Annotated in this window: 26 protein-coding genes; 16 read left to right on the plus strand and 10 right to left on the minus strand. The window is 71.7% G+C overall.

Annotation, left to right across the window (positions count from 1 at the left end; genetic code table 11):
- Positions 1-131 precede the first annotated feature (131 nt).
- Together ABR737_RS32790 and ABR737_RS32795 are read right to left on the minus strand one after the other, a co-directional pair.
- A complete protein-coding gene (locus ABR737_RS32790; protein ID WP_350254467.1) occupies positions 132-1,055 on the minus strand; it encodes a hypothetical protein in 924 nt (307 codons plus the stop codon).
- 128 nt (positions 1,056-1,183) lie between these two features.
- Positions 1,184-1,693 carry a MarR family winged helix-turn-helix transcriptional regulator gene (locus ABR737_RS32795; protein WP_350254469.1) on the minus strand — a complete coding sequence of 170 codons (510 nt, stop codon included), beginning with the start codon at positions 1,691-1,693 and terminating at the stop codon, positions 1,184-1,186.
- 80 nt (positions 1,694-1,773) lie between these two features.
- Here ABR737_RS32795 and ABR737_RS32800 point away from each other — a divergent pair, with 80 nt between their 5' ends.
- The 8 genes from ABR737_RS32800 (at position 1,774) to ABR737_RS32835 (ending at position 8,592) form a co-directional block, all read left to right on the plus strand.
- Positions 1,774-2,943, plus strand: coding sequence for a PP2C family protein-serine/threonine phosphatase (locus ABR737_RS32800; protein ID WP_350254470.1), 1,170 nt, complete (start codon positions 1,774-1,776; stop codon positions 2,941-2,943).
- A 294-nt stretch (positions 2,944-3,237) separates the two neighbouring features.
- Positions 3,238-4,116, plus strand: coding sequence for an STAS domain-containing protein (locus ABR737_RS32805; RefSeq protein WP_350254472.1), 879 nt, complete (start codon positions 3,238-3,240; stop codon positions 4,114-4,116).
- The gene (locus ABR737_RS32810; RefSeq protein WP_350254473.1) at positions 4,113-4,526 is read left to right on the plus strand and encodes an STAS domain-containing protein; all 414 of its coding nucleotides are present in this window, start codon (positions 4,113-4,115) and stop codon (positions 4,524-4,526) included. Before ABR737_RS32805 ends, ABR737_RS32810 begins: the two co-directional genes overlap by 4 nt.
- Positions 4,507-4,980, plus strand: a complete 474-nt coding sequence (locus tag ABR737_RS32815; protein WP_350254474.1) for an ATP-binding protein — start codon at positions 4,507-4,509, stop codon at positions 4,978-4,980. The genes ABR737_RS32810 and ABR737_RS32815 overlap by 20 nt, the downstream gene beginning before the upstream one ends.
- Complete coding sequence (locus ABR737_RS32820; RefSeq protein ID WP_350254476.1) at positions 4,965-5,990, plus strand: SpoIIE family protein phosphatase; 1,026 nt, start codon at positions 4,965-4,967, stop codon at positions 5,988-5,990. The genes ABR737_RS32815 and ABR737_RS32820 overlap by 16 nt, the downstream gene beginning before the upstream one ends.
- A complete protein-coding gene (locus tag ABR737_RS32825) occupies positions 5,987-7,300 on the plus strand; it encodes a PP2C family protein-serine/threonine phosphatase (RefSeq protein WP_350254478.1) in 1,314 nt (437 codons plus the stop codon). Before ABR737_RS32820 ends, ABR737_RS32825 begins: the two co-directional genes overlap by 4 nt.
- A 207-nt stretch (positions 7,301-7,507) precedes the next feature.
- Positions 7,508-7,918: an ATP-binding protein gene (locus ABR737_RS32830; protein WP_350254479.1), complete on the plus strand. Its 411-nt coding sequence runs from the start codon at positions 7,508-7,510 to the stop codon at positions 7,916-7,918.
- 200 nt (positions 7,919-8,118) lie between these two features.
- Positions 8,119-8,592, plus strand: a complete 474-nt coding sequence (locus ABR737_RS32835) for a MarR family winged helix-turn-helix transcriptional regulator (RefSeq protein ID WP_350254481.1) — start codon at positions 8,119-8,121, stop codon at positions 8,590-8,592.
- 34 nt (positions 8,593-8,626) lie between these two features.
- On the opposite strand, the gene ABR737_RS32840 is transcribed toward ABR737_RS32835, so the two are convergent.
- On the minus strand, positions 8,627-8,977 hold the full coding sequence (locus ABR737_RS32840; RefSeq protein ID WP_350254483.1) for an STAS domain-containing protein: 351 nt from the start codon (positions 8,975-8,977) through the stop codon (positions 8,627-8,629).
- Positions 8,978-9,536: 559 nt separating this feature from the next.
- On the opposite strand from ABR737_RS32840, the gene ABR737_RS32845 reads away from it, so the two are divergent.
- A complete protein-coding gene (locus ABR737_RS32845; RefSeq protein ID WP_350254484.1) occupies positions 9,537-10,697 on the plus strand; it encodes a PP2C family protein-serine/threonine phosphatase in 1,161 nt (386 codons plus the stop codon).
- Between the two features lie 143 nt (positions 10,698-10,840).
- On the opposite strand, the gene ABR737_RS32850 is transcribed toward ABR737_RS32845, so the two are convergent.
- On the minus strand, positions 10,841-11,707 hold the full coding sequence (locus ABR737_RS32850; RefSeq protein WP_350257012.1) for an AraC family transcriptional regulator: 867 nt from the start codon (positions 11,705-11,707) through the stop codon (positions 10,841-10,843).
- A gap of 355 nt (positions 11,708-12,062) precedes the next feature.
- On the opposite strand from ABR737_RS32850, the gene ABR737_RS32855 reads away from it, so the two are divergent.
- The 7 genes from ABR737_RS32855 to recX all read left to right on the plus strand — a co-directional run bounded on the left by ABR737_RS32855 (position 12,063) and on the right by recX (position 17,212).
- Positions 12,063-12,227: a hypothetical protein gene (locus ABR737_RS32855; RefSeq protein WP_350254486.1), complete on the plus strand. Its 165-nt coding sequence runs from the start codon at positions 12,063-12,065 to the stop codon at positions 12,225-12,227.
- Positions 12,224-12,490: a DUF4190 domain-containing protein gene (locus ABR737_RS32860; protein WP_350254487.1), complete on the plus strand. Its 267-nt coding sequence runs from the start codon at positions 12,224-12,226 to the stop codon at positions 12,488-12,490. Before ABR737_RS32855 ends, ABR737_RS32860 begins: the two co-directional genes overlap by 4 nt.
- Before the next feature lie 356 nt (positions 12,491-12,846).
- On the plus strand, positions 12,847-13,017 hold the full coding sequence (locus ABR737_RS32865; protein ID WP_086716166.1) for a hydrophobic protein: 171 nt from the start codon (positions 12,847-12,849) through the stop codon (positions 13,015-13,017).
- Positions 13,018-13,507: 490 nt separating this feature from the next.
- The gene (locus ABR737_RS32870; RefSeq protein ID WP_350254489.1) at positions 13,508-13,702 is read left to right on the plus strand and encodes a DUF3046 domain-containing protein; all 195 of its coding nucleotides are present in this window, start codon (positions 13,508-13,510) and stop codon (positions 13,700-13,702) included.
- Positions 13,703-13,896: 194 nt separating this feature from the next.
- The gene (locus tag ABR737_RS32875; protein ID WP_350257013.1) at positions 13,897-15,072 is read left to right on the plus strand and encodes an AI-2E family transporter; all 1,176 of its coding nucleotides are present in this window, start codon (positions 13,897-13,899) and stop codon (positions 15,070-15,072) included.
- A gap of 355 nt (positions 15,073-15,427) precedes the next feature.
- Positions 15,428-16,549: a recombinase RecA gene (gene recA, locus ABR737_RS32880; protein WP_350254491.1), complete on the plus strand. Its 1,122-nt coding sequence runs from the start codon at positions 15,428-15,430 to the stop codon at positions 16,547-16,549.
- Positions 16,550-16,555: 6 nt separating this feature from the next.
- Positions 16,556-17,212 carry a recombination regulator RecX gene (gene recX / locus ABR737_RS32885; protein ID WP_350254493.1) on the plus strand — a complete coding sequence of 219 codons (657 nt, stop codon included), beginning with the start codon at positions 16,556-16,558 and terminating at the stop codon, positions 17,210-17,212.
- A gap of 132 nt (positions 17,213-17,344) precedes the next feature.
- Here recX and ABR737_RS32890 read toward each other — a convergent pair whose 3' ends face one another.
- The 6 genes from ABR737_RS32890 to ABR737_RS32915 form a co-directional block, all read right to left on the minus strand.
- Positions 17,345-17,752 (minus strand): rhodanese-like domain-containing protein, encoded by a 408-nt coding sequence (locus ABR737_RS32890; protein ID WP_350254495.1) that lies wholly within the window; start codon positions 17,750-17,752, stop codon positions 17,345-17,347.
- Positions 17,749-18,291 carry a cupin domain-containing protein gene (locus tag ABR737_RS32895; protein ID WP_350254497.1) on the minus strand — a complete coding sequence of 181 codons (543 nt, stop codon included), beginning with the start codon at positions 18,289-18,291 and terminating at the stop codon, positions 17,749-17,751. The genes ABR737_RS32890 and ABR737_RS32895 overlap by 4 nt, the downstream gene beginning before the upstream one ends.
- A 77-nt stretch (positions 18,292-18,368) precedes the next feature.
- Positions 18,369-18,455: a putative leader peptide gene (locus ABR737_RS32900; RefSeq protein WP_350257014.1), complete on the minus strand. Its 87-nt coding sequence runs from the start codon at positions 18,453-18,455 to the stop codon at positions 18,369-18,371.
- Positions 18,448-20,418 carry an FAD-dependent monooxygenase gene (locus ABR737_RS32905; RefSeq protein WP_350254499.1) on the minus strand — a complete coding sequence of 657 codons (1,971 nt, stop codon included), beginning with the start codon at positions 20,416-20,418 and terminating at the stop codon, positions 18,448-18,450. Before ABR737_RS32905 ends, ABR737_RS32900 begins: the two co-directional genes overlap by 8 nt.
- A 216-nt stretch (positions 20,419-20,634) precedes the next feature.
- Entirely contained in the window at positions 20,635-21,570 is a 936-nt protein-coding gene (locus ABR737_RS32910; protein ID WP_350254500.1) for an amino acid ABC transporter permease, read from the minus strand.
- A gap of 73 nt (positions 21,571-21,643) precedes the next feature.
- Positions 21,644-22,291 carry an amino acid ABC transporter permease gene (locus ABR737_RS32915; RefSeq protein ID WP_350254501.1) on the minus strand — a complete coding sequence of 216 codons (648 nt, stop codon included), beginning with the start codon at positions 22,289-22,291 and terminating at the stop codon, positions 21,644-21,646.
- Between the last annotated feature and the right edge of the window lie 54 nt (positions 22,292-22,345).

Consider the following 22,345-nt stretch of genomic DNA (forward strand, 5'->3'; position numbering starts at 1 on the left):
CGTGCACCGGACCACTGACAACGCGGTCGCCGGGCGCCGCGCCGCCCGCCGCGGACCGGGGGCTGCCGGGCCGTCCCCCGGCGTCGCCGCGGCCCCCACCGCCGGTGGAGGGGCCCGGGCAGGGAGAGCGCTCAGATGAGACGCCGCCCGTAGGCCCGTAGGGTCAGCAGCGCCTTGAGCGTCACCACCGGGCGGCTCTCCAGCGCCGTCCCGGGCGCCCACGCCCGCCAGGTGACCGGCCAGCCGCCGTCCTCCTGCTGGAGCGCGCTGAGGCGGTCCAGCGCCCGGTCCATCTCCTCGTCGGTGAACCAGTCGCGGGCCAGCGAGCCGGGCGCGGGCGCGAAGTCGTACGCGAGGTGATGCTCCCCGGGGGCGTACCCCGGCGCCACCGGGACGTCCGCTGCCCGCTCCGGGTCCAGCAGCACCAGCCGCTGTTCCCGCACGAGCCGGCCGAGGCGCTGCGCCGCCGCGGCGGCCCGCGGCCGGTCGGGGGCGCCGTCCAGGAAGGCCACCGCCGCCTCGACCTCGTACGGATGGGTCCGGGTCAGGGACTCCACGGTCGCCCAGCAGTAGTCCGTGGCGCGGAAGAGCCAGGCGTGCCAGACCTCGTTGCGGTGCAGCACCCCCACCACGGGGCCGGTGGCCAGCAGCGCGCTCGGCGGGTCGTCGGTCACCGGGATCCAGGGCGCGGCCGGATAGCCGCGCTGTGAGGGGTGCACCGCGGGCAGCGCGCCCTCCGGGGTGGAGATCTTCGTCAGATAGCGGCAGATGCGCTCCACCTGGCGGCCGTCACAGCGCCCGATCAGATCGAGGACGTGCAGGGCGTGGGCGGTGTGCAGCGGCTGGCTGACCGGGCCGCGGAGGTCGGGCTCCAGCGCGTGGCCGAAGCCGTCGTCGTCATTGCGGTACGCGGCGAGGGCGGTCTCGACCGGATCGGCCCCGCCGCCGAGGAAGTGGTACGCGAAAAGCCGCTGTTCGAGCACCCGCGCGGTCAGCCAGACGAAGCGCTCGGCGCGCGCGAGAGGGGTCGAAGGAGGAAGTGCGTTGTCGGCCATGGCCTGACCGTAGGGCGGAAATCCCCCGGCGGTACCGGCTCGCGCACCGCTGCCCTCCCAGGCGGGATACTGGAGGCATGCGGTTGACGGATCTTGCGGCGGAGTCCGCCGGCCCTGGGCAGGCTGCGCTAGGCGCTGTCCGCGACGTCGCCGCCCTGGGGGGCTGCGTCGTCCCGGTCCGCCGCGAGCCGGGCGGACGCGGCGTGGAAGGCCTCCAGGCCTGCCGCGAGCCGGGCGACATCGGCGGGTTCCATGCGGTCGAGGGTGGCCGTGACCTCCCGGCTGCGCGCCACGCGGTACTGCTCCAGCAGCACCCGGCCGCGCAGGCTCAGCCGCAGCTCGACCTCCCGCCGGCTGGTCGCACTGGGTCCCCGCTCCGCGAGGCCCATGGCCTCCAGGCGGTCGCAGAGCCTGCTGACCGCCGGCGGACGGGAGCCGAGTGCTTCGGCGAGGGTGCGCAGATTGGTGCCTTCGCGGCGCTCGATCACCAGCAGCGCGCGCAGCTGGGACAGCGAGACCTCCGCCGAGCGTGCCGCTTCCTGCCCGCGTCCCCACAGCACCTCGAGCAACTCGGCCGTGGCAAGCGTCGCCGCGCTTGCGCGCTCGTGGGAATGGGGCCGACCGGTGAAACGGGACACACGAACACTCTGTCACCCGGTGCGTGCCCTTGTCAGACCGACCCTGCCCTTGGACCTGGACGAAGGGTGTCCGCGAAACCATGACTCGACTCCTCGACGTGGAAACAGCGCTGCGTGCCGCGGCGCCGCATGCCCTGGTCGACGCCCTGCGGGGCGTCCTCACCACCGCCTACCGGGCCACCGAGGTGCGGCTGCTGCTGACGGACTACGGCGGGACGGTGCTCAGATCGTGCGACGGGCCGGGGCCCGGTGCGGTCTCGCTGTCCGTCTTCGGCAGCCCGGAGGGGCGGGCGCTGGGCAGCCAGGAGCCCCGGGAGCAGCAGGTGGCACACGGGGACGCCGTTGATCACCATCTGCCGGTGACGGTGCGTGGCGACCGCATCGGCATCCTGACGGTGCGGCTCCCGGACGAGGGCTCCACGCCGGAGGCCGCCAACGAGCTCAGGTACGTGGCGGACCTGCTCGGGCGCGAGATCCTGGTCGCCGAGCGCGACACGGACGTCTACCAGCGGGCCCGCAGGGTCAGCCGCCTCACCCTGGCCGCCGAGATGCAGTGGCAGCTGCTGCCGGCCCGCGCCTACCGCGACGCGCGGTTCGCCCTCGGGGCCCAGCTGGAGCCCGCGTACGCCGTGCACGGTGACAACTTCGACTGGTCCGTGGACGCCGACGAGCTGATCTTCACCGTCACCAACGGGATGGGCGAGGGCATCGAGGCCTCGCTCCTCACCCACCTCGCGGTCAACGCCCTGCGCAATGCCCGCCGGGCCGGTATCGGCCTCGCGGACCAGGCGGCACTGGCCGATCAGGCCGTCCACGACCACTACCGGGGCGCGGCCCATGTGTCGACGCTGATGCTGCGCATCGAGCTGGCGACGGGGCGGGTGGAGGCCATCGACGCGGGCTCGCCGCAGATGTGGCGGATGCGGGGCAAGACGGTCGAGCGCATCGATCTCGATGCCCAGCTGCCCCTGGGCATGTTCGAGGAGTCCCATTACACCCCGCAGGAGTTCACGGTCGCCCCGGGAGACCGCCTGATCTTTGTCAGCGACGGGGTGTACGAGACTCTTTCGCCACGGGGGGAGAGGTACGCCGAGCAGGCGCTCTCGCGCGCCATCCACGCCACGGGTCTGCTGCCGGCCGCCATGGTGCCGCGTGAGGTCCTGCGCGATGTGGCCGATTACCGTGTGACGGAGTCCTTGGATGACGCCTTGGTGCTGTGTCTTGACTGGGTCGGCGACGGTCACTGCTGAACGGAGATCATTGCTGTCCCTGTGCGGGAGCGTGGCCGGCCGTGATGACCGGCGTTGTGCCTGGACAGGAGGTCGCCGCCGCTCCGGGTGAGCCGACCGCAAGAATCCGGCTGCCCGGCCGCTCGCGACCGCCGGTGGGTGAAGAGCGGGCCCGCGGGTTCCGGCCCTTGATCGTGCTCGCTAACATTTGCCGGGCGACAACTGTTAACGACGGTGTGCGGGCCGGCCCGCCGCAACCGCAGGGCGAACCGGCCCGAGGCAGCCACCGGGCCGGCCGACCGAAAGGACGACGAGTTGGGATCCGCTGAGGTTGCCGCACGCGAGCGCGTCATGAGCGTGCTGCGCGAAGAGGCCGATGAGATCTCGGACCGTTGGGTGCAGTTGCAGCTGGCGCAGCCGACCCTGGACGGGGAGGTGAGCGACGCGGAACTGGGTGAGGAAGCCGATGCCCTGGTCAGCGCCCTGCTCTCCGGTCTGGACCGCGGTCTGCCGGTGGAACACGTGGTCACGTCCCACGAGGAGATCCATCAAGCCGTATCCGAGATCTCCCTGCGACGCGCCCGCCGGGGGGTCTCGCCCACCGCGACGTCGCTGGCCGTGATGTCGCTGAAGGAGGCCCTGCTGAAGGCCGTTCAGCGGCACACCCGTGACGGTGAGGACCTTTTCCACAGTGCGGTGCTGATCAACCGCCTCCTGGACAGCGCCGGGGCCCTCTCCTTCGAGATCTTCGTGGAGGGCCGCGAAGAGATCATCCGCCGGCAGAGCCAGCAGCTGCTGGAGGTGTCCACCCCGGTCGTCAGGCTGTGGCGCCAGGTGCTGGCCGTCCCGCTGATCGGCACGCTCGACACCGCACGCACCCAGGTGGTGATGGAGAACGTGCTCCAGGCCATCCAGGAGCACGAGGCGCTGGTCGCCATCATCGACATCACCGGCGTACCGACCGTCGACACCGCCGTCGCCCAGCACCTGATGCACACGGTCAACGCGGTCCGTCTCATGGGCGCGGACTGCATCATCAGCGGCATCCGGCCGCCGATCGCCCAGACCATCGCCCAGCTCGGCATCGATCTGTCGACGATCATGACCCGGGCCACTCTGGCCGACGCCCTGGGAGAGGCCGTGAAGCTCACCGACGCCGTGCCGTCGAAGTCCGCCCCGCTGGCCCAGCGGTGAATGTCCCCGCGTCGGCCGGTGTGCCGATTCTGCGGCTGGGCGACGTCCTGGTCACCGGGCTCCTCAACGAGCTCGACGACAAGACGGCCGTGGCGTTCACCGAGGAGCTCACCGCACGCATCACGGGCGACCGGGCGCGTGGGGTGCTCATCGACATTTCCCGGCTGGAAATCGTCGATTCCTTCGTGGCCCGTACTTTGATGGAGCTGACCACCATGGCGCGGCTGCTGGGCGCCCGGGTGATCGTCGCCGGGATGCGGCCGCCGGTCGCCATCACCCTGGTCGAGCTGGGGCTGCAGCTGACCGGTGTGGAAACGGCACTCAACGCCGAGCACGGCATGGCCGCGCTGGGCTGGTATCAGAGCCTGCAGCCTTCCGAAGGGGTGCTGCGTGAGTCCGGCACGGAATAGTGATCACGCGGTGGGCCTCGCCACGGCCGCCCGGCACGTCCCCGACGCGGAGGGCAGCACATCGGTGCACCAGGTGCGGACCGAAGAAGACCTGCTGACCGTCCGCCACGCCGTACGGGCGGCCACCGTGCGGGCCGGTTTCAGCATCGTCGATCAGACGCGTGTGGTCACCGCCGCCAGTGAACTGGCACGCAACGCCTACATCCACGGCGGAGGGGGCACCGTGACCATCGACTGCCTGATGTCGCGCGAGACCACGGGACTCCGTCTGACGATCACCGACGACGGTCCCGGCATCGCGGACGTCCGCGCCGCACTGACCGACGGCTTCACCACCGGTGGGGGGCTTGGCCACGGTCTGGGCGGCGCCCGGCGGCTGATGAACGACTTCGAACTCCATTCGGCCCCGGGACAGGGTACGACCGTGATCGCCACGCGATGGGCAAGCCGTTGACGCTCCCCTGCCCCCGGCCGACGGCACACATCGCCGTGGACCACTACAGCGCCGTGCATCTGGCCGCCGAAACCGCCCGGGCGGTCGCCGGGCAGTGCGGGCTGCCGGGAGCGCTGCCCGACCGCGCCGCGGTCATCGCCTCGGAACTGGCCAGCAATCTGGCCAATCATGCGACCAACGGAGCGCTGTTCATCCAGTCCCTGCCCCTGGGCGGCGGCATGGAGATCGTCGCTGCGGACCACGGGCCCGGCATCGGCGAACTGCACCAGTGCCTCGCCGACGGCTACACCACCGGCAGCACCCTCGGCGCCGGCCTGGGAGCCGTGAAACGGATAGCCACCACCCTCACCATCCGCACGGCGCCGGGGGACGGAACCCTCGTCAGCGCCCGCCTCACCGCACCCGACGGGACCGCGTCGGCCGGCCAGGAAGCGGGTGCCATCTGCGTACCGGCAGAGCGTGAGCAGACCAGCGGCGACGGGTGCGCCCTCGCCGATCACGGCTCCGCGCGCACCGCACTCGTCGTGGACGGCCTCGGCCACGGCCCGCACGCCGCCGAGGCCGCCCAAGTGGCGCTGCGGACCTTCCACCGCGGACCGGACGCGCCGCTGCCGGAGATCCTCACCGGTCTGCACCGGGCGCTGCGCCGCACCCGCGGGGCGGCCGTCGGCCTGCTGCGCCTGCACCCCGGACAGGCGGAGTACTGCGGGGTCGGCAACGTCCGCGTCGTGACGCTGACCTCGCTCGGCCCGGGCCACCGGCTCAGCGGTCAGCCGGGAATCGCCGGACTGAACATGACGCCACCGCAGGTGCGAGCCTTCCCCGTACCGCCCGGCGGCACGGTCCTGCTCCACTCCGACGGCGTCGACCACCGCTGGGCCCAGGGGCCCTCGGCCTTTGTGTGCCGCCTGCCCCCGTCCCTGCTCGCCGCGTCCCTCGTCCACAGCCACCGCCTCCCCCGCGACGATGCGACCGTGCTCGCCGCCCGTCCCCGCCAGAGACTTCCGTGACCCCCCACACCTTCCACGACCTGCCGGCCCTCCGCCGCGCCGTACGGCGGATCTGCGAAGCGCACCGGCTTCCCTCCCGGACCGGAGGGCGCCTGGTGCTCTCCGTGGCCCAGGTGGCCGGCGCCGCCCTGCGCGCCGGCGGTCCCGTCCGCCTCGAAGCCGCCGAGCGGACCGCTCCGGGCGGCACCGCCCTGCTGGCCGTCACGCTGCACGCCGCACCGACGCCGGCCCCGCCGAGCTGGGCCCACCTGCCGCTGCCGGGGCAGGCCACGCCCGACGGCGTGGTCGCCTGGCACCTGCCCCTCGGCGAGGAGCAGCCCGAGCCCGCTCCGCGTGGTGCCGCGCACGGCGGAGTGCCCGGCCAGGCCGGGACGCGCCAGCCGGAGACCGCCGAGGCGTACGAGGCACGGATCGCGGCGCTCGAGAGCGACCTCACCGCGGCCCTCGCCCGGGCGGACACCCTCTCCACGGAGCTGCACCGCCTCAAGGACGAACTCGCCGAGACCAACAGCGGCGTGCTCGCCCTCTACGTCCAGCTGGAGGAGCGGGACGAACAACTGCGGCGGGCCCACGGCCAGACCCTGCGGGAGCTGGAGGACGCGCTGCGTCCCTCGCCGATCAGCGTGGAAGGCCTGGAGTTCGCCGTCCACTACGAGCCGGCCGGCACCGATGCGCCCACCGGGGGCGACTTCTACGACTGGCTCAGCCTCCCCGACGGCACCGTGCACATCACCGTCGTCGATGCGCTGGGACACGGTGTGCGCAGCACCCGCAGCGCGCTCAACGTCACGCATGCCGTGCGCACCCTGGCGCTCGAAGGCCACCCGCTCGAATCCATCGTCGCCCGTACCCACGACATCCTGGCCCCGTTCGACCCCGAGATCATGGCGACGGTGCAGCTCGCCCGTATCCACCCCGGCACCGGTGAACTCCGCCTGGCCAACGGCAGTCATCCGCCGGCCCTGCTGCTGCGTGCCGACGGAACCTGCGACTATCTGGAGGTCCGCGGCCGGGGTATCGGGTTCCCGCTGCCGGGGAGCGAGTCCGTACGGCAGGACACCCTGCACGAGGGCGACCTCCTGGTGCTCTACACCGACGGTCTGACCGAGAGCCGGCGCGACCCCATCGAAGGCGAGGCGCGCCTGGTCAAGAGCGCCCGGGCCCATGCCCACCGGCCGGTGGACGAAATCCCCGGCGCCGTCGCGGAGGACATGCACACCGTCATCCTGCACTCCGACGACACCCTCGCCCTTGCCGTCCGCCGGGCCCGGCAGGACGCCTCGCAGCCGGGCACGCAGACGCGCGCGTGACCGGCCCGGCCCCCTGCCTGTTTCCGCGTGCCCCCAGGGGGCCGGACGCAGCCGGCCACCCGCGTCCTCGGGCGCCCGAACGCACCGCCCACCGGCCCGTCAACTTCCCTGTTCCGCACGGGTTCTGCTGGGTAGACGCCTCACGAACACCTGATGACGCTTGCACACCAGCCGAACGAGGCGTTCCACTGACCGGGGTGAAATCTTGTGCACCAACATCTTGCGACTGACGACCCCTCGACCCCGCCCGCCCAGGACCTCCGCAGTCCGGGAACGGCTGCAGAGGCCCGCGACTTCGCCAGAGGATTCGCCGACCTGCTCCATCCGCCGCCGGCCGCCCGGACCACCCAGAACCTGCTTCTGCTGGTGTCCGAACTCGTCACCAACGCGCTGCGCCACGCGGGCGCGGTCACGGCGCTGCGTCTCTCCGCGGACCACGACAGCATCCGGATACGCGTCGAGGACGCCAGTCCGGCCCGGCCGGCGGAGCGCAGCCCGGACCTGACGGGCCGCGACGGCGGCTTCGGCTGGCCCGTGGTGTGCGCCCTGGCCCGTGAGGTCACCGTCAGCCCCCGGCCCGGCGGCGGCAAGATCGTGCGGGCCGCACTCGCACGCTGAAGACGGCCCCGGCGCCGGGCCGTTGACGTGCCGGCGGTCGTCGACCTGCCCGGGCCGTGACGTGCCGAGGCCGTGTGAACCCGGGAGAAGCGGGCAGGGCACCGGGACCGTGCGCCTGCGGATGCCCCTCGGTTGGTCCCCGAGCTCTGCCCGCAGCGCGCACCGCACCTGTCGTCGGACCGTGGGAACGGGATGCGTCCATGCAACGCCACAGCGCCGAAGGGCCGGTAACGACACTGAGGGAGGCCGCGGAACAACTTGCCGCCGCCGGTGAGGCGATCGCTGCCCTGATGCGGGACGCGGCCGCCCCGGTGGAGCCGCGGCTCTCCCCGGGCGGCCTGAGAGTGCTCTCCGTCGTCTCGGTGCGTCCCGGGCGGAACCTGACCACGGTGGCCGCCGCCGTCGGCCTGGGCCTGCCGCGCGCCAGCCGGGTCTGTGCCGCACTGGAGTCCGCCGGTCTGCTGCTCCGCCGCCCGACGGCTGCCGACCGGCGCGAGATCGGGCTGCAGCTGAGCCCTGAGGGCGAGGCGTTCCTGGAGCGCTTCCGGGCGACCCGGGTGGAGCGGATGGCGGCGGTGCTGCGCCGGATGCCGACGGACGAACGGGGCGCACTGGTCGCGGCGTTGGGCGAGCTGTCCGTCGCCGTCGCCGCCGTCGGTTCCGAACGGAGCTGACGTCCCGGCGTCGAGCGCCGCGCGGAGCCGGCCTTCAGGCGTCGAGCGCCGCGCGGACGGACCCGTACAGCGGCAGCACCGTGTCGAGTCCGGTGAGGGTGAAGAGCCGTTCCAGAACGGCGGAGGGGGCCGCGAGGCGCAACGCGGAGCCCAGTGCGTCATGCGCCTGGATCAGGACGTTGACGGTCGTCGAATCCGCGAACGCGACGTCCGACAGGTCGATGACGACCGGGCCGGCGCCGTCCTGCGCCAGCCGCTGCAAGGTGGCGTCGAGCGGCGCGATGTTGTCCAGGTCGAGCGGTCCGGCGACGGTGAGGATCACCGCCCTCTGCTCCCGTCGTGTGTCGATACGCAGGGGCCGGCCGCCATGGGGCTGGGACAGCACGATGAACCTCGCTGTAGGGGCTGACGCTTCGTGAGTGGACAGGTCCTCGGGGTGCGGCACCGCCAAGGATAGAATTCATAGTTGCCGTTTGACAACATTCGCCATAAGGCAACAATCTGTTCCCGATACCTGGCAAGACGGCCGCGCCCGGCGCGGCTTGGGGACGAGAAGCGGCCTGAGACCCGCTACGTGCTGTCAGACACACGAGCGTGGCCGCCGACGACGAGTAGTGGGCCGTCACCCTCATCTGCGAAGGGGGAGGAGGCCGCCGCGTGGAACGCTCCGCGTCCCGCCGTACGCCGGGCGGCGGCCGTCGATGCCCGGTGCCCGGGATCCACGGCGGACACCCGTGTGCACGCTGCCGCACCGCTCCGGGCCAGGGCGTTGCCCCGCGGCCCCCCCGGCGGCTCGGAGGCGGTGAGGGCGGCCGCGCCCGCGCGCTCGCGCACAGGCACCGAACCGGTGAGACGGGACACACCCGGTCACTCTGTCATCCGCCGCGGTCCCCGGCCAGCCCCCGCCTTTGCGTCGTCCGTGGACAAGGAATGCCTGAGAGACCGTGACTCAACGCTGTGATGTGGAACGAGCACTGCGGGCGTCGGCCCCGCACGCTCTGGTGGACACGCTTCGTAAGGTGCTCACCGAATCGTACGGAGCACTCTGTGTGCAGTTGCTGCTCGCCGACTACGGGGCAACGGCACTCACCCCCTTCGATGCGCCGGGCACGCCCGGCGCACCGATCCCGGTGGCGAACAGCGTCGAGGGCCGGGTGTTCGGGAGCCAGGAGCCCCGCCGGCAGGTCCGGCAGGGCGATGTGGTCGAACACCACCTGCCGGTATCGGTCCGCGGGGAGCGCACCGGCATCCTCACCGTGCGGCTGCCCGTCGAGCGGTCCGTACCGCACACGGTCGACGACCTGGTCTACGCGGCGGAATTGCTCGGCCACGAACTCCTGGTGGCCGAGCGCGACACCGATGTCTACCAGCGGACGCGGCGCATCAGCCGGCTCACGCTGGCCGCCGAGATGCAGTGGCAACTGCTGCCGGCCCGGGCCTGTTCCGCTGCCGAGTACGCCATCGGGGCCCAGTTGGAGCCGGCCTATGCCATCCACGGCGACAACTACGACTGGGCCTCGGACGCCCACGAGCTGACCCTCTCCGTCACCGACGGCATGGGGACGGGCGTCAACGCGTCGCTGCTCACCCACCTCGCCGTCAACGCGCTGCGCAACGCGCGCCGGGCCGGCATCGGCATCGAGGACCAGGCGGCACTGGCCGACCAGGCCCTCTACGCCCAATACCGCGGCAGCGCGTACGTCTCCACCCTGCTGTTGCGGTTCGATCTCACGACCGGCCGGGTGCAGGCGGTGGACGCGGGCTCGCCGCAGCTGTGGCGGATGCGGGGGAAGACGGTCGAGCTCATCGACCTCGATCCGCAGATGCCGCTGGGCATGTTCGAGGAGACCCAGTACGTGGCGAAGGAATTCGAGGTACTGCCCGGAGACCGGCTCCTCATCGTCAGCGATGGGGTGTACGCGGCGCTCTCGCCCCAGGGGGAGGGGTACGCCCAGCGCGCCCTGGCCCGGGCCCTGCACGCCAGCATGCTGCTGCCCGCCGCCACCGTGCCCCGCGCCGTGCTCCGTCACCTGGCCGAGTACCGCGCCGCTGAACCCCTGGACGACTCCTTGGTGTTGTGCGTGGACTGGTTCGGCAAGTCGTAGGTGGCGGGGGGCCGGCACATCGCAGGCGGCGGGGGGAGAGAGGCGCCCCCGGGTGTGCGCATGTTCGGCGCGGTACGGCGGCATGGCGGTACGGCGGCCCGGGGCCGAGCCCGGACCGCCGTGCCGTGGTGTAGTGGCGCCGCTCAGGCGGCGGACCGCTCCACCGGAATCCACAGCTCCGCATCTGCCTGCGCCCCGTCCTGCGACAGGCGGGTGCGCAGGATCTCAGGCCCCTGCCTGCTCTGGTACGGATTCGACGGGAACCACTGGGTGAACACGTCCCGCCACATGAACTGCAGCGCCTGCGGGAACGAGCCGGAGCTCTCGAAGACGGCCCACATCCCTGCCGGGACGGGGAGGGCATCCATGTCCTCGGGCACCTCGGCGCCTGTCACCACGCCGTGGTAGTAGTCGAGTTCCGTCCCCTCCGCCCGGCTCGGATCGAGCTGGTCGCTCACCGCGATGATTCCGTCCGGCTCCTGGTCGGACAGCGCCGTGATGCGCTGCAACGTCTCGGGGCCGATGCCCCGGATGAACTCGGCGATCGCCGGGTTGACCCCCGCGTGCACCAGCGGGACGCGGGCCTTCTTGCCGACCACACGGAACCCTTCCTTCTCCACGATCCGGTATCGCATGCTGCTACTCCCCTCGACGATGAGACGGAAGGACATCCGGGGCTGGGAGCGCAGGGTCGCACCGGTCCGCCGGGCCTCGCCCGGGCCCACCCCGTGCATACCGCGGAACGCCCGGGCAAAGGCCTCTCCCGAGCCGTAGCCGTAGCGCATCGCGACGTCCAGCAGCGTCCGCTCACCGGCGAGCACCTCGGCGCCCGCCACGGTCAGCCGCCGGCGCCGGATGTACTCCGACAGCGGGATGCCGGCCAGTGCCGAGAACAGCCGACGGAAGTGGTACTCCGACGTCACGGCCGTCTGCGCGAGACGGGCCACGTCGATCTCCTGGTCGAGCTGCGACTCGATGTGTTCCATGGCCTGGTTCAGCCGCTCCAGCACCTCGGCCTCCTTCCCTTTCGGCACTCACGTTAGGAAGCGGCCGGGGTGCCGGACCCGACATCCTGTGCCCGGTCCGATCGGGTCCGGCAGGGGTCCGGCCTCCGCGTCCGTGCGGCCCCGGCGACCGGCCGGCTCCGCGTTCGTTCGACCCCGCGCCTTCGCGGACACCGCCATCGCCGTCGTCGCCGCCACTGCCGCAGTCTTCCTCACCGGGGCCGCCCCGGATCATCCGGAACCGACCCGTTGGGATGCGGCCGGCCTGGGTACGCGGGCCAAAGCGGCACCGCAAAGGCGCAGTTGGAGCCCGCGAGGGCTCGCCGCTACCTTGCCGTCCTACACATGGGAAAGGTGCAACATGCTCTTCCTGGTCGTAGCACTGTTCCTCTTCGGTGTACTGATGGGGACCGCGGGGCACGTCCCCGTGCCCGTCACCGTCGTCGCCTCTCTCGCCATCGTGGCCTGGCTGGTGGTCTTCTTCGCCAAGGAACGCCGTAAGGCGGCGAAGGGAGGCGGCCGATGACCTCCGCCCGGATCCCCGTCAGGACCGGACCGCACCCCCAGGCCGACCGGATGGCCGTCGCCGGGTTCGTCTGCGGTCTGCTGGGCGCCCTGGCGTTCAACATCGTGCTCGGTCCGTGCGCGCTGTTCTTCGGCGCCGCGGCCCTCTACCGGGGGACCGTCCGCCGTCTCCGTGCCTACCTGGGCCTGGCGTTCGGCGCCCTCGATCTCGTACTGCTCGTGGTGCTGTCCTCCCGGAGCGGGACCCTCAGCTGGCACCTTTAGGGCTGCTGGGTTCAAGGACCGCCAGGCCTCCGGGCGTCCGGCTGCGGGTCCCCGTCTCCACGGCCCGCGGCCCGCGGCCCGCGGCCCGCGGCCGGCGGCCGGCGGCCGGCGGCCGGTGGCCTGCCGCGCGAAGGCCGCAGCCTCTGCATTCGCTCAGGCCGCTCCAAAACCCTTATTCCCGAAGGGAATCCGGACCGTCCCGGATACTGCTGAAGAGGCCCCACCGGGCCCGCCGACGAAATGGATCTTGCCAGGTGAGCAATCCCGGATGCCCCGGGAACCGGCTAAGAAACACATAAGTTCGGGAGGTTGAGGGAAATGCCGCGGGGCACACGATGCCTCGGAGGTTGATAACTATGGTTCCCCTGCTTCTCGTACTTCTTCTCGCGCTCCTTCTCTTCGGTGCCGGATTCGCCTTGAAGGCCCTGTGGATCGTGGCGGTCATCGTGCTCGCCGTGTGGCTGCTGGGATTCGTACTGCGCTCCGCGGGTGCCGGCGGTAAGCGTGGCCGGTGGTACCGCTGGTGAATTTATGGCACGACATTCCCGTCCTGCGGGTGGGGGCCGGACCTCGGTGTCCGGCCCCCACCCGTGTGTGCGGACACCTCCTACGGGAGATGAAGAAAGATCCGGAAGATTCGTCCGGATTATTCGGGAGGTGCGAGAACGGTCAAACGGCATTCTCCTCGGGGTCGGGAATTCGAGAATGCCGTGACTTTTCTCGCTGCTCCACTCGCCGGGCGCCTCTGTCGACGGTCCCGGAGGTGTCCGCACTCCGGGCGCCTCGGGATTCCCCGGCATGCCTGGGTTTGCCGGTCCGGGCGTGGCTGTCGGCCCGGGCCGGATTGTCGATCCCGTCTCGGCTGTCGGTCCGGGGTCGGGGCCGGGGCCGGTTGTCGGTCCGGGTGTGGGCGCCGGGCCTTACTCTGCGTACATCCCTCTGCGTCACGCCTGAAGGGGGGCGTACGGGTGGAGAACATGCGGATATACGGGTCAAAGCGGGTACGGAGCGGAACTCATGCGGTTGACGATCTTCTGGCAGCGGATGGCGGATCACTTCGGTGCGGCGTATGCCGACTCCTTCGCGCGCGATCATGTGATGGCGGACCTGGGCGGCCGGACCGTGCAGGAAGCGCTGGACGCGGGGTGGAGCGCCAAAGAGGTGTGGCGGGTGGTCTGCGCGGTGATGGACGTGCCACCCGAAAAGCGCTGAGAAGGCCGGGCGCGAGGCTCTGACCTGGGAAGGAGCGAGCCCCGGCGGCCGGGCGCCGCGGACGGAAACACGGGCCAGGACCCGGGATACCGCAGCCGTGCGCGACACTTGGCTCCGTGCCCGAGTCAGATGAGATCATCAGTAACGACATCCCACGCCCCGAGGGCCGGTCCGAGGACCGGTCCGATGCACGGATGCCGCGCTGGCTTCCGCGTGCCATGGTGCTGGCGCTCGCTCTGGTGGCCTGTTTCCAGCTCGCCACCTGGGGATTCCACCAGCTGATCACCCTGCTGCTGAATGTGCTGATCGCGTTCTTCCTCGCGCTGGCGATCGAACCGGCCGTCGACTGGATGGCGGCCCGCGGCATGCGGCGCGGCCTGGCCACGGGCCTGGTCTTCGTGAGCATCCTCGTCGTCGCGGCCGGGTTCTTCGCGCTCCTGGGCTCCATGCTCGCCGGCCAGATAGCCAACATGGTGGAGGAGTTCCCGCAGTATCTGGACTCCGTCATCAGCTGGATCAACAGCACCCTGCACACTCACCTCTCGCGGGTCGAGGTGCAGAACAACCTGCTGAAGTCCGACTGGCTGCAGAAGTACGTCCAGGACAGCGCCAACAACGTCCTGGCTGTCTCCGCGACGGTGCTGGGCAGCCTGTTCAACCTGCTGACGGTGGCCCTGTTCTCGTTCTACTTCGCCGCCGACGGCCCCCGGCTGCGGCGCGCCCTGTGCTCCGTGCTCCCGCCGCACCGCCAGACGGAGGTGCTGCGCGCCTGGGAGATCGCCGTCGCCAAGACCGGCGGTTACCTCTACTCCCGCGGCCTGATGGCGCTGATCTCCGGTTTCACGCACTACGTCCTGCTGCAGGTCCTGGGAGTGCCCTACGCCCCGGCGCTGGCCATCTGGGTGGGGCTGGTCTCCCAGTTCATCCCGACCATAGGCACCTACCTCGCGGGCGCACTGCCCATCCTGATCGCGTTCACCGTCGACCCCTGGTACGCCCTGTGGGTCTTCGGTTTCGTCGTGGTCTACCAGCAGTTCGAGAACTACCTCCTGCAGCCGCGGATCACCGCCAAGACCGTGGACATCCACCCCGCCGTCGCCTTCGGCTCGGTCGTCGCCGGCACGGCCCTGATGGGCGCGGTGGGTGCACTGATCGCGATCCCGGCCACGGCGACGCTGCAGGCGTTCCTCGGCGCGTACGTCAAGCGGTACGAGGTCACCGACGACCTGCGGGTCCACGGCAGGCGCCGGCGCGGTGCCGGCGTGCTGGCCCGCTTCCGGCGGACCTTGCACGACGAGCAGCCCCCGGCCCCGCTGGAGGACCGGAAGGCGGCCGGCGGCGTCCAGGAGGATGGCGAGGGCGTGCGCTGACCCCCCTGCGGCGCAAGGCCCCGGGCCGCCGCGCACGACCGGGAGGCCGTAGAGGGCTGGATGCCGCCCACAGCCGGGAGCCTCAGGGGCTGCTGCGCGCGGCCCGGAGGTCTCCGGGGCTGCGGTGGGCGGCCGGGAGCGGAGGGCCGGCCGGTCCGGCAACCCGTCGGCGACGCGCGGCGGTACCGCTTGACACCAAAATCGAACATCCATTCTCATGGGAGATCTGGCCTGTGTCCTCGGGCTTTTCCGTGGAGTTATCCACAGGCCGGAGCCGGGTCCGGGCGCATTGTCAGTGGCAGGCGTTAGCGTCATGGACGTGAAGCGATCGACTCAAGCAAATCGGGTGGAACCCATGGCAGGCACCGACCGCGAGAAGGCGTTGGACGCCGCGCTCGCACAGATTGAACGGCAATTCGGCAAGGGCGCCGTGATGCGCATGGGGGAGCGGCCGAACGAACCCATCGAGGTCATTCCCACCGGCTCCACCGCGCTTGACGTCGCGCTCGGCGTGGGCGGCATCCCCCGCGGCCGTGTCGTCGAGGTCTACGGCCCGGAGTCCTCCGGTAAGACGACCCTGACCCTGCACGCCGTCGCGAACGCCCAGAAGGCCGGCGGCTCCGTCGCGTTCATCGACGCCGAGCACGCCCTCGACCCCGAGTACGCCAAGAAGCTCGGCGTGGACACCGATGCCCTCATCCTGTCCCAGCCGGACAACGGCGAGCAGGCCCTGGAGATCACGGACATGCTGGTCCGCTCCGGCGCCCTCGACCTCATTGTGATCGACTCCGTCGCAGCCCTGGTGCCGCGGGCCGAGATCGAGGGCGAGATGGGCGACTCCCACGTCGGCCTCCAGGCCCGGCTGATGAGCCAGGCGCTGCGCAAGATCACCAGCGCGCTCAACCAGTCCAAGACCACCGCGATCTTCATCAACCAGCTCCGCGAGAAGATCGGCGTGATGTTCGGCTCGCCGGAGACCACCACCGGTGGCCGTGCGCTGAAGTTCTACGCCTCGGTGCGCCTCGACATCCGCCGCATCGAAACCCTCAAGGACGGCACGGACGCGGTCGGCAACCGCACCCGCGTCAAGGTCGTCAAGAACAAGGTCGCCCCGCCCTTCAAGCAGGCCGAGTTCGACATCCTCTACGGCCAGGGCATCAGCCGTGAGGGCGGCCTGATCGACATGGGGGTGGAGCACGGCTTCATCCGCAAGTCCGGCGCTTGGTACACCTACGAGGGCGACCAGCTCGGCCAGGGCAAGGAGAACTCCCGCAACTTCCTCAAGGACAACCCGGATCTCGCCAACGAGATCGAAAAGAAGATCAAGGAAAAGCTCGGTATCGGCGTGCAGCCGCAGAACCCGGCGGCGGAGCCCGGCACGGACGCCGTGGTGGCGGCGGGCGGACCGGCTGTCGCAGCTCCGGCACCGGCGGCCAAGGGCGCCAAGGGTTCCAAGGCCGCCGCGGCCAAGAGCTAGCCCGCCATGACGCGGCGAACGGAATGGCCGGGCAGCGAGGACGACACCAGCAGCGCTGCCGGCGACGCCGAGACCCGTCAGGGCCGCAGAGGCCGTCATGGCCGGGAGAGCAGCGGTGGCCCCGACGCGTCGAGGGCCGGGTCGGGACCACCGCGTACGCCCGAGGAGCAGGCACGGGCCATCTGCCTGCGCCTGCTCACCGGGAGCCCTCGTACACGCAAGCAGCTCGGGGACGCCCTGCACCAACGGGGCATCCCCGAGGAGGCGGCGGAGGAAGTGCTCTCCCGCTTCGAGGACGTCGGACTGATCGATGACGCGGCCTTCGCCGACGCCTGGGTGGAGTCCCGCCATCACGGGCGCGGCCTGGCCCGCCGCGCGCTGGCCCGTGAACTGCGCACCAAGGGGGTGGACTCCGCCGTCATCGATGTGGCCGTCGGCCGCCTCGACTCCGAACAGGAGGAGTCCACCGCCCGCGAGCTGGTCGACCGCAAACTGCGCTCCACCCGAGGCCTGGACCGCGAAAAGCGCCTGCGCCGTCTGGCCGGAATGCTGGCCCGCAAGGGTTACCCGGAAGGCCTCGCCCTCCGGGTGGCCAGGCAGGCCCTGGAGGAGGAAGGCGAGGATCCGGCACTCCTGGAGGAGCACTATCTGCCGGACACCTGAGCAAGCCGAGGCCTACAGTGAGCCGACGCCGCAGCGAGCCGACGCCACAGCAAGCCGAGGCCACGGGGTGGGGAGGGCGGGGGAGGGGGAGGGGCGGGGGAGAGACGGCGAAGAAGCCGCCGCCCCCTCACCTCACCTCTCACCCCCTGTCTCACCCCTGCCCGCCCCCACCGGCAACCCCGCCCCTCGCCAAGTCTGGAATCCGCCCTCCAGGTCGGTTGCCCGGTGCAGGCCCAGCTCGCGCAGGGAGAGTGCCGCGAGGCTCGATGCATAGCCCTCGTTGCAGACGACCACGACCGGCAGGGCGTGATGGGTCGCTTCCGGGGCGCGGTGCTCGCCCGTCGGGTCGAGCCGCCACTCCAGCTCGTTGCGCTCCACGATCAGTGCGCCGGGGATGATGCCGTCGCGCTCCCTCAGCTCCGCGTAGCGGATGTCCACCAGCAGCCCGCCGGCCTCCTGGACGGCGGCGGCCTCCCGCGGACCCACCCGGTGCCCCAGCTTGCGCCGGGCACGGGCCAGCAACTCGTCGACCGCGCTCATGTCCACTCCTCGGGCTGCTCGACCGCTTCCAGCCGCAGCACCGGCCCGGTGCGGCTGTAGCGGCGCATCAACGGCAGCGGTGGGTAGTAGGCGTGTACCGACACCGCATGGGTTTCCGGGGACAGGTTGAGCACCTGATGGACATGGTGCGGGCCGAACGCCCGGCCGCGGCCGTCGCTGAGCTTGCGCTCGCGGTCCACGCCGTCGGCGAGCTCCAGGGTCTTCCAGCCCTCGGTGGGGAGCTGAGTGGTGAGCGACTGTTCCGTCAGCTCGCCGGCGGCGGTCGCGAAGGCACCGTGCGAGCCGCCGTGGTCGTGCCAGCCCGTACCGGTGCCGGGCGGCCAGCCGATCAGCCAGGCCTCGCTGCCGCCCGGCCCGTCCAGCCGGATCCAGGTACGGCCTTCGGGGTCGAGCGGGAGCGAAGCGATGAGCTCCGGGTCCGCGGCGGTGCGGTGGGCGAAGTCGAGAAGTTCACGGGCGCTGGGCCCACCGTCATGGCCGGTGGCACGCGGGCGCGCAGGGGTACGTACGTCGGGCACGGAAACCGTCCTGGGTGATCGCGAAGAGGCGCGGCTGCCGGAGGGGCAGGCGGCCGCGCGGTTTCAGGAACTGCGGATCAACAGGACGGACGACACATGCAGCCCGCATAGCGGAGCAGGTCGAGATGGACCCTCCGCCAGAATCGCGAGCCGCGTTCAGTCATTCTCGGAGTGAAGCATGGACGTTCGCAGAGGGTCAACCATGGAAGGCCCGCCCTCCCCGGCTCCGCCCGCACCATCTCCACTCGCTTCGGCTCCGCCTTCCCCGGTGCCACCCGCACCATCTCCACCGGTCCCGGCATTGCCCCCACCGGTGCCACCCGCCCCGGGCTCACCGGCTCCAGGTTCACCGCCCCCGGGCTCCCCGCCCCCAGCTCCCCCCTGCCCGGCTCCGCCCTCCCAGGACACCCCAAAGCCGCCGGTCCCCTCGGGCCGCTGGGCCTCCCGGCCGGGCTCCGCCTCCTGCCCGTACGCCCTGCCCCGTACCGCGTCCGCACAGGCGGCCATCTCGGCCGGGCGGACCCCCGACAGCGCGGTGACCAGATGGCCGTCCGGCCGTACGAGCAGCACGGTGTGCGCGGCCGCACCCGGATAGGCCTCGGTGACCAGGATCTCCGCGTCCATCGGCAGGGCGCCGACCGCGTCGGTCAGCCGGGGCATCAGGCCCGCCGACTGCCAGTGCCGCCGGTCCCAGACACCGGTACCGGGCGCCACCAGCACCACCAGGAGGCCCCTCCCGAGCCGGTCGCGCAGCCGGACCACCGAGCCGTCGGACGCGGTCACCGGCACATCCGTGACGGCCGCGCCGGGGACCGTCTCGACGACGGGGCCCCCGGTCACGGGCGGCGCGAGCGGGGTGCGGGCGTACACCGGCGGCGCGCCCAGCGGGCCGCGGCTCAGATGGCCGTCGGTGAGCTGGGTGCTGCGGCCGCGCACCGCACCGGGGAGCACGGTCCGCCAGCGGGCCGAGCGGCCGTCGCGCAGCAGCGGCAGCGCCTGGTCCGCGGCGCGCAGCCGGGCCGCGACCGCGCCCCGGCGCTCGGCCTGGTAGCTGTCGAGCAGCACCTCACAGGCGCCGTGATGCCAGGCCAGGCCCAGCTTCCAGGCAAGGTTCTCGGCGTCCCGCAGCCCCTCGTCCAGGCCCTGGGTGCCGAGTGCGCCCAGCAGGTGGGCGGCGTCCCCGGCGAGGAAGGCGCGGCCCTGGCGCCAGCGCCTGGCCAGCCGGTGGTGGACGGTGTGCACCCCGGTGTCGAGGAGTTCGTACGGCGGGACCAGCCGCCCGTGGCCGCGCCCCCGTGCGGGCGCCGCGCCGCCGTCCGCGCCGGCCGCGTCCGCCGGGGCCTCGGTGGTCCAGCCGGCCAGCGAATCGCGGATCCGGGCGACCAGGGCGTCCGGTGTGACCAGTTCGCGCCCCGGCGGCAGCAGCCAGTCCAGCCGCCAGATGCCGTCGGGCAGCGGACGGGCGGACACCTCGCTGCCCGGTCCGCCGCCGTGCCGGGGCGGCGAGCGGTGCAGCAGCGCCTCGCCGGGCCAGGGGAGCTCGCAGCGCAGCGCGGCGACCGCATGCCGTTCCACCGCCGTACGGCCGGGGAAGCGGATGTCCAGCAGCTTGCGGACCGTCGAGCGGGGGCCGTCGCAGCCGATGAGGTAACTCCCGCGCCACCATGTCCCGTTGGGCCCGCGGGTCTGGGCGCTGACGCCCTGCTCGTCCTGTTCGAGGCCGGCGAGCCGGCTGCCGGTGACGATCTCGGCAAGCTTCTCGTCGGCGAGTGCGGCGCGCAGCGCGCGGGTGAGCGCATGCTGCGGCAGGTGGACCGGGGAGACAGCGGTGGCGGGGGCGGCGCCGTCCGGGGGCTGCGGGGCGAAGGCGATGCGTTCCAGCAGGCGCCGGCGGCGCATCGTGCGCCAGGCAGTCCAGCGGGTGCCGGCGCTCTCCAGGGTGCCGGCACAGCCGAGCCGGCCGACGAAGGCGGCGGTGTCCTGGTGGAGCACGGCGGTGCGGGCCGGCCGGGTGTCCTCCTGGCCGGCGGTCTCGTCGAGGACGACGCTGGGCACGCCGAGGCGGGCGAGGGCGAGGGAGAGGGAGAGGCCGACCGGGCCGGCTCCGACCACGATCACCGGGTCCACGGCGCAGCTCCCCGGGGCCGCTGGTACGTACGGGACAGGCGGAAACTGGCAGTTGGAGCCCGGTGCGTGATCACACAGCGTATGCAACCCACTGCGGCCGCTCGCGTCAAGTGACGGAGGCGGTGGCAGCGGTGCCACCGCCTCCGGACGGTCTCCTCTCGGCCGCGCAGCGGCGGCGCGCCGTCAGGGCGGCGCGGGGGGCGCAGCGGCCGGAGCTCAGTCCTGCGGGGCCGCCGGCTTGTCCGGTACCGCGTCGGCAACCTCCATCGCGTCGCCGGCCGCCACCGGCTCGCCGGCCGCGGCAACCTTGATGCCGGTCCTGGCCCGGCTGCCGCGCCGCTCGATCCAGTTGGCGAGGGAGGACAGCGCCAGGCACATCGCGACGTAGATCGCTCCGGTCACGATGATGAACGGCACGTAGGTGTCGTTGCCGTTGACGAGGATGTTGGTGCTCATCTGGCGGGCGGTGAAGAGCAGTTCCTCGAAGGTGATGATGTAGCCCAGCGAGGTGTCCTTCAGGGTCACCACGAGCTGGCTGATGATCGTCGGAAGCATCGCGCGGACGGCCTGCGGGAGCAGCACCGTCGTCATGACCTGGGTCTTGGTCATACCGAGTGCGTAGGCGGCCTCACGCTGTCCCGCCGGGACGGAGTTGACGCCGGCCCGGAGCACTTCGGCCTGGACCGAACCGTTGTAGACCGTCAGACCGATGACCAGTGCCCAGAACTGCGGCCCGTTCTCACCGAGGCCGAGAGCTTCACGGTTGGTCAGGAGCGCCACCCACAGCGCGTAGATCGTGATCAGCAGCGGGACGGCGCGGAACAGCTCGATGAAGCCGGTCGCCAGCCAGCGGACCGGCCTGTGGTCCGACAGCCGCGCCACCGCGAGCAGCACGCCCAGGACCAGCGACAGCACCGCCGCGACCGCGAAGACCTGAAGTGTCGTCAGGATGCCGTCGCGGATGTTGGTCCGCACTCCGGCGTTGTTGAAGATGTTCCACACCTCGGGTTCGAGCTGGCCCTTGGTGTTGAGCCGGACCACCGCGAACGCGAGCAGTCCCAGCATCGCGAGCGCACCGCAGACGCCGTAGACGCGGTTGCGTGTCCTTGCCTTCGGCCCGGGTACGTCGTAGAGAACGCTGGCGCCGCTCATGCCCTTACCTCACTAGTTTCCGCCCCGCCTGCGCGCGGCACCCACGTCGTCCCGTCCGGCCTCCCGCGTCCGTTCACCGCACGACCCCCATCCGGCGCTCCAGCACCCGGAAGGCGCCGCTGATGGCGAAGGTGATGACGAGGTAGGCGAGCGCCGTCCACAGGAAGATCCAGGCGATCGCGTATCCCTTGTCGTTGAGCAGCTTGGAGACGTTGAACAGCTCGCCGTAGCCGAACGCTCCGGCGATGGCGGAGTTCTTCGTCAGCGCGATGAAGATGCTGCTGAGCGGCGCCAGTACGGTGCGGGTGGCCTGGGGGAGCACTATCTCGCGCAGCGTCTGGGAGAACGTCATGCCGATGCTGCGCGCGGCCTCCGCCTGGCCCAGCGGCACGGTGTTGATGCCGGACCGCACCGCCTCGCAGACGAAGGAGGAGGTGTAGAAGCCGAGGGCCAGGGTGGCCAGGATGTACGGGCTGGCGCCGCGGAAGAGCACCTGGGGGACGACGAAGAACGCGACCAGGAAGAGCAGCGTCAGCGGGGTGTTGCGCAGCACCGTGACCCAGGCCGTGCCGAAGGCGCGCAGCGGCGGGACCGGAGAGACCCGGAAGCCGGCTATGGCAACGCCGAGGACCAGGGCGAGCAGCGCGCTGGACGCGGTGATCGCCAGGGTTCCGAGGAACCCGTCCCGGAACTCGGGCAGGTAATCGAGGAGTACGTTCATGGGGTCTCCGCGGTAGCGGTCGGGTCGACGGCGGGAACAGGATCAAAAGGGGGC

This window comes from Streptomyces sp. Edi2, from assembly GCF_040253635.1.
Lineage (GTDB): Bacteria > Actinomycetota > Actinomycetes > Streptomycetales > Streptomycetaceae > Streptomyces.

Bases quoted from the DNA above. Each gene is read 5' to 3' on its own strand.
- ABR737_RS32820 (WP_350254476.1), top strand. From the start codon at position 4,965: ATGGGCAAGCCGTTGACGCTCCCCTGCCCCCGGCCGACGGCACACATC.
- ABR737_RS32910 (WP_350254500.1), bottom strand. From the start codon at position 21,570: ATGAGCGGCGCCAGCGTTCTCTACGACGTACCCGGGCCGAAGGCAAGG.
- ABR737_RS32870 (WP_350254489.1), top strand. From the start codon at position 13,508: ATGCGGTTGACGATCTTCTGGCAGCGGATGGCGGATCACTTCGGTGCG.
- ABR737_RS32800 (WP_350254470.1), top strand. From the start codon at position 1,774: ATGACTCGACTCCTCGACGTGGAAACAGCGCTGCGTGCCGCGGCGCCG.
- ABR737_RS32860 (WP_350254487.1), top strand. From the start codon at position 12,224: ATGACCTCCGCCCGGATCCCCGTCAGGACCGGACCGCACCCCCAGGCC.
- ABR737_RS32890 (WP_350254495.1), bottom strand. From the start codon at position 17,752: ATGAGCGCGGTCGACGAGTTGCTGGCCCGTGCCCGGCGCAAGCTGGGG.
- ABR737_RS32915 (WP_350254501.1), bottom strand. From the start codon at position 22,291: ATGAACGTACTCCTCGATTACCTGCCCGAGTTCCGGGACGGGTTCCTC.
- recX (WP_350254493.1), top strand. From the start codon at position 16,556: ATGACGCGGCGAACGGAATGGCCGGGCAGCGAGGACGACACCAGCAGC.
- ABR737_RS32790 (WP_350254467.1), bottom strand. From the start codon at position 1,055: ATGGCCGACAACGCACTTCCTCCTTCGACCCCTCTCGCGCGCGCCGAG.
- ABR737_RS32875 (WP_350257013.1), top strand. From the start codon at position 13,897: ATGCCGCGCTGGCTTCCGCGTGCCATGGTGCTGGCGCTCGCTCTGGTG.
- ABR737_RS32865 (WP_086716166.1), top strand. From the start codon at position 12,847: ATGGTTCCCCTGCTTCTCGTACTTCTTCTCGCGCTCCTTCTCTTCGGT.
- ABR737_RS32855 (WP_350254486.1), top strand. From the start codon at position 12,063: ATGCTCTTCCTGGTCGTAGCACTGTTCCTCTTCGGTGTACTGATGGGG.
- recA (WP_350254491.1), top strand. From the start codon at position 15,428: ATGGCAGGCACCGACCGCGAGAAGGCGTTGGACGCCGCGCTCGCACAG.
- ABR737_RS32900 (WP_350257014.1), bottom strand. From the start codon at position 18,455: ATGACTGAACGCGGCTCGCGATTCTGGCGGAGGGTCCATCTCGACCTG.
- ABR737_RS32835 (WP_350254481.1), top strand. From the start codon at position 8,119: ATGCAACGCCACAGCGCCGAAGGGCCGGTAACGACACTGAGGGAGGCC.